Consider the following 5,636-nt stretch of genomic DNA (forward strand, 5'->3'; position numbering starts at 1 on the left):
CTCGGGGCTCGGGGCCTCAGGGCTCGGGCTCGGGCTCGGGCTCGGGGCTTGGGGGTGGTGTTGGGGGGTTACCAGCCTCGGGCTCGCCACTGGGGGAGGGATGGGCGTTCTGCTCCCAGGGTGCTGTCCTTGCCGTGGCCGGGGTAGAACCAGGTGTCGTCCGGCAGTTGGTCGAACAGCTTGTGCTCGACGTCGTCGATCAGCGCGGCGAAGCGCTGCGGGTCCTGATCCGTGTTGCCAACGCCGCCGGGAAAGAGGCTGTCGCCGGTGAACAGGTGGCCGGTGCCGCTCGGGTCGCGGTAGAGCAGCGCGATCGAACCCGGCGTGTGGCCCTTGATGTGGATGACCTCCAGCGCGCAGTCGCCGACCGCCACGGTGTCGCCATCGGCCAGCTGCTCCGCCTCGATCGGCAGCCCGGCCGCGTCGTCGGCGTGCACGAGCGCCCGCGCGCCGGTCTTGGCGACCACCTCCTCCAGCGCCACCCAGTGGTCCATGTGCTGGTGGGTGGTCACCACGGCGGTCAGACCACCGTCGCCGATCAGCTCCAGCAGCCGGGGCGCCTCGTTGGCGGCGTCGATCAACACCTGGTCGCCGGTGCCGGTGCAGCGCAGCAGGTAGGCGTTGTTGTCCATCGGGCCCACCGACAGCTTGCTGATGGTGAGCCCGTCCAACTCCCGTACCGCCGGCGGGCCGCCGTGGGTGACATCTCCGCTGTAGGTCATGACGTGTCCATATCCGTTCCGGTGGAGTAGGCAGGGGGACCGTCGGGGTCGACGGCGAACGTGGCGGCCGGTGGTGTCGTCCGCCGCGCCCCCGAGCGGCAGCGGACCCGTGGTCACGCGTCGACCCTAGCGGGCCCGCGCCGCGCCGTCGTCGCGGAAATCGCTTTCGGCGCGTCGCCCCGCGCCCTACCGTCGGCCTCACAAGCGGCACCGGGACGTCGGACGGAGGTGGTGTTCATGCCGGACGTGGCACGCGTGTTCCGCCATCACCAGCTCGACACCGATGAGGATGCCATGACGATCGATCTGACCGCCCTCGGCTGGGACGCCGACCGGGCGGCGTACGCCGCCCGACGCGGCGAGCACCACCCCGGCCGGGTGGCCCGGGTGGACCGGGGGGTCTGCACGGTGCTCACCGCCGGCGGCCCGGTCCGGGCCAGCCTCGGCCCGTCCGTGCTGGCCGCCGCCGTCCAGGACCCCTCGGCACTGCCCTGCGCGGGGGACTGGGTGCTGCTCACGCACTGGCCGGACCGCCGGATCACCGTGGCGGCCGTGCTGCCCCGGCGGGCCGCGCTGATCCGCCGTACCGCCGGCAAGGACGCCAGCGGCCAGGTGCTGGCCGCCAACCTCGACGCCGCCGCCGTGGTGGAGCCGGTGCACCCGGAGCCGGATGTCGGCCGCATCGAGCGGCTGCTCTCCCTGGTCCACGAGTCCGGGGCCCGGCCGCTCGTGGTGCTGACGAAGGCCGACCTCGCGGCCGACCCGGCCGCGCTGGCCCGCCAGCTCGCCGTGATCGCCCCCGGTGTGCCGGTGCTGTCGGTCAGCGCCGAGCGCGGCACGGGGCTGGACCCGCTGCGCGCCGAGGTCGCGCCGGGTCGCACGCTGGGGCTGCTCGGGCCGTCCGGCGCCGGCAAGTCGAGCCTGGTCAACGCGCTCGCCGGCGCGGTGATGATGCCGACCCAGGCGATCCGTCGGGTCGACGGCAAGGGCCGGCACACCACCACGTGGCGGGCCCTGGTGCCGATCCCGAACGGCGGCGCCGTCATCGACACACCCGGCGTACGGGCGGTCGGCCTGCTCGACGGCGTGGCCGGGCTGGACCGGGCGTTCGCCGACATCGCCGGGCTGGCCGAAAGCTGTCGGTACGCCGACTGTCGGCACGACGGCGAACCGGCCTGCGCGGTCCGCGACGCGTTGCGGACCGGTGAGCTGTCCACCCGTCGGTGGGAGAGCTGGCGGCGTCTGCAGTCGGAGGTCACCCACGAGAGCCGGCGGCGCGAGGCGCGGCTGGCCGCCGAGCGGCGCGGCGGGTGGCGATCGGCGCGGCGTCGGGCGGCCCGGCCGCCGGCGCCCGGAGGTTACTGACGGGCGGTCGTGCGTGGCGCGGCCGACCGGGCTGAGCTGGGGGAATGTGCGGGCGGGGAAAACTGTCACACCTCGGGGCTAGAGTTGCCGAGGCGTGTTTTCCGCGCCCGCACGACCGCTCGAAATCCCCCAGAGCGGGACAGATCCTTCGCTTCGTCTTCTCCCGGGAGTACACGCACTGTGGCCGACCGACTGATCATCCGTGGCGCGCGCGAGCACAACCTGCGTGACGTCAGTCTCGACCTGCCCCGGGACGCTCTCATCGTGTTCACCGGGCTGTCCGGGTCGGGCAAGTCGAGCCTGGCCTTCGACACGATCTTCGCCGAGGGGCAGCGTCGCTACGTCGAGTCGCTCTCCTCGTACGCCCGGCAGTTCCTCGGGCAGATGGACAAGCCCGACGTCGACTTCATCGAGGGGCTGAGCCCGGCCGTCTCGATCGACCAGAAGTCCACCTCGCGCAACCCGCGCTCGACCGTCGGCACCATCACCGAGGTGTACGACTACCTGCGGCTGCTCTTCGCCCGCATCGGTGAGCCGCACTGCCCGGTCTGCGGCGAGCGGATCTCCCGGCAGAGCCCGCAGCAGATCGTCGACCGGGTCCTCGCGATGGCCGAGGGCACCAAGTTCATGGTGCTCGCGCCGGTGATCCGCGGCCGCAAGGGCGAGTACGTCGACCTCTTCGCCGAGCTGCAGGCCAAGGGCTACGCCCGGGCCCGCGTCGACGGCGTGGTGCACCCGCTGACCGAGCCGCCGAAGCTCAAGAAGCAGGAGAAGCACACCATCGAGGTGGTGATCGACCGGCTCACCGTCAAGCCGAGCGCCAAGCAGCGGCTGACCGACTCGGTCGAGGCCGCGCTGGGCCTGTCCAGCGGGCTGGTCCTGCTCGACTTCGTCGACCTGCCGGAGGACGACCCGGACCGGGAGCGCCGCTACTCCGAGCACCTGGCCTGCCCCAACGACCACCCGCTGGCCATCGAGGATCTCGAGCCCCGGGTCTTCTCCTTCAACGCGCCGTACGGCGCCTGCCCGGAGTGCACCGGCCTGGGCACCAAGAAGGAGGTCGACCCGGAGCTGCTGGTCCCCGACCCGGAGCGCAGCCTGCGCGAGGGCGCCATCCAGCCCTGGTCCACCGGGCACAACCTGGAATACTTCCTGCGCCTGCTGGAGGCGCTCGGCGAGGCCCAGCACTTCGACGTCGACACGCCGTGGCGGGCGCTGCCGGCGCGGGCGCAGAAGACGATCCTGCACGGCTCCGACGACCAGGTGCACGTGCGCTACCGCAACAAGTACGGTCGCGAGCGCTCCTACTACACCGGGTTCGAGGGCGTGGTGCAGTGGATCGAGCGCCGGCACTCCGACACCGAGTCCGAGTGGTCCCGCGACAAGTACGAGGGCTACATGCGCGACGTGCCGTGCGCGGCGTGCGGCGGCGCCCGGCTCAAGCCCGAGGTGCTCGCGGTCACCCTCGCCGGCAAGAGCATCGCCGAGGTCTGCAACCTGTCGGTGGGGGAGTGCGCCGACCTGCTCGCCGGCATCGAGCTGACCGACCGGCAGAAGATGATCGCCGAGCGCGTCCTCAAGGAGATCAACGCCCGGCTGCGGTTCCTGCTCGACGTCGGCCTGGACTACCTCTCGCTGGACCGGCCGGCCGGCACGCTGTCCGGCGGCGAGGCGCAGCGCATCCGGCTGGCCACCCAGATCGGCTCCGGCCTGGTCGGCGTGCTCTACGTGCTCGACGAGCCGTCGATCGGTCTGCACCAGCGCGACAACCATCGGCTGATCGAGACCCTGATCCGGCTGCGCGGTCTGGGCAACACGCTGATCGTGGTGGAGCACGACGAGGACACCATCCGCGTCGCCGACTGGATCGTCGACATCGGGCCCGGCGCTGGCGAGCACGGCGGCAAGATCGTGCACAGCGGCTCGGTGCCGGCCCTGCTGAAGAACAAGGAGTCGATCACCGGGGCGTACCTGTCGGGGCGCCGGTCGATCCCGACACCGACGGGCCGCCGCCCGCAGGATCCGGCCCGCGAGCTGGTGGTGCACGGCGCGCGCGAGCACAACCTGCGCAACCTGACCGTCTCGTTCCCGCTGGGCCAGCTCATCGCGGTCACCGGGGTCAGCGGCTCGGGCAAGTCGACGCTGGTCAACGACATCCTGTACGCCGTGCTGGCCAACCAGATCAACGGCGCTCGGCTGGTGCCCGGCCGGCACACCCGGGTCTCCGGTCTGGAGCACGTGGACAAGGTCGTCGGTGTGGACCAGTCGCCGATCGGCCGTACCCCGCGCTCCAACCCGGCCACCTACACGGGGGTCTGGGACCACGTCCGCAAGCTCTTCGCCGAGACCACCGAGGCCAAGGTCCGGGGGTACGGGCCGGGCCGGTTCTCGTTCAACGTCAAGGGCGGTCGCTGTGAGGCGTGCTCCGGCGACGGCACCATCAAGATCGAGATGAACTTCCTGCCCGACGTGTACGTCCCCTGCGAGGTCTGCAAGGGCGCCCGGTACAACCGGGAGACCCTGGAGGTGCACTACAAGGGCAAGACCGTCTCGGACGTGCTGGAGATGCCGATCGAGGAGGCCGCGGAGTTCTTCTCCGCGATCCCGGCCATCCACCGGCACCTCAAGACGCTCGTCGACGTCGGCCTGGGGTACGTCCGCCTCGGGCAGCCCGCGCCGACCCTCTCCGGCGGCGAGGCGCAGCGGGTCAAGCTGGCCTCCGAGCTGCAGAAGCGCTCCACCGGGCGGACGGTCTACGTGCTCGACGAGCCGACCACCGGTCTGCACTTCGAGGACATCCGCAAGCTGCTGATGGTCCTGGAGGGCCTGGTCGACAAGGGCAACACGGTGATCACCATTGAGCACAACCTCGATGTGATCAAGACGGCCGACTGGCTGATCGACATGGGTCCGGAGGGCGGCCACCGGGGCGGCATGGTGCTCGCGACCGGCACCCCGGAGGAGGTCGCCGAGGTGCCCGAGAGCCACACCGGCCAGTTCCTGCGTCAGGTGCTCAAGCTCGACGGCGAGGCCAAGGGCGCGGCGGCGGCGACCACCCGCGCCGCCAAGGCCAACGGCGCCACCAAGACGCGGGCCAGCCGCAAGGTGCCGGCCGGCGCGCGCTGACCGCGACGCAACTCTTTCGGGGCGGGTCGGATGACGACCCGCCCCGACCCTTTTGCGGGGTGTCGCACCGATGCCGGGGTGAACTATCCGGCACAGTTGCCCGTGGAGAGAAGTGTGGCCGGCTTTTGGACCGGCGCACTGGGCGAGAGAGAGGCGAGGCATGAGCGACGATCAGGCGCTGACCGGACCGGGTACGCAGACCCGTCGTACCCTGCTCACCGGCGTCGGGGCCGTCGGCGCGGCCGTCGTCCTGGCGGCCTGCGGCAGTGACGACGACGGCAGTGGCAGCGGTGCCCCCACCAGCGGCGGCCCGGCGGTGCCCAGCACCGGGGACGCGGGCGGCGGGGATCGGCAGAACGCCCAGTCGCTGGCCACCACCGCCGACATCCCGGTCGGCGGCGGCAAGGTCCTCGCCGCCGAGGG

4 protein-coding genes are annotated in these 5,636 nt (G+C 72.0%); 3 read left to right on the forward strand and 1 reads right to left on the reverse strand.

Features of this window, described 5'->3' with window-relative positions:
* Positions 1–68: 68 nt before the first annotated feature.
* Positions 69–722 (reverse strand): MBL fold metallo-hydrolase, encoded by a 654-nt coding sequence (locus AB0J68_RS25735; RefSeq protein WP_354862801.1) that lies wholly within the window; start codon positions 720–722, stop codon positions 69–71.
* A 294-nt stretch (positions 723–1,016) separates the two neighbouring features.
* Here AB0J68_RS25735 and rsgA point away from each other — a divergent pair, with 294 nt between their 5' ends.
* The 3 genes from rsgA to AB0J68_RS25750 form a co-directional block, all read left to right on the forward strand.
* Positions 1,017–2,087: a ribosome small subunit-dependent GTPase A gene (gene rsgA / locus AB0J68_RS25740; protein ID WP_363940757.1), complete on the forward strand. Its 1,071-nt coding sequence runs from the start codon at positions 1,017–1,019 to the stop codon at positions 2,085–2,087.
* A gap of 180 nt (positions 2,088–2,267) precedes the next feature.
* The gene (gene uvrA / locus AB0J68_RS25745) at positions 2,268–5,213 is read left to right on the forward strand and encodes an excinuclease ABC subunit UvrA (RefSeq protein WP_355134700.1); all 2,946 of its coding nucleotides are present in this window, start codon (positions 2,268–2,270) and stop codon (positions 5,211–5,213) included.
* A gap of 160 nt (positions 5,214–5,373) precedes the next feature.
* Positions 5,374–5,636 (forward strand): twin-arginine translocation signal domain-containing protein (locus tag AB0J68_RS25750; protein WP_363940759.1); only part of this gene is annotated, 263 nt, incomplete at its 3' end.

This window comes from Micromonospora sp. NPDC049580 (genome assembly GCF_040675595.1).
Lineage (GTDB): Bacteria > Actinomycetota > Actinomycetes > Mycobacteriales > Micromonosporaceae > Micromonospora.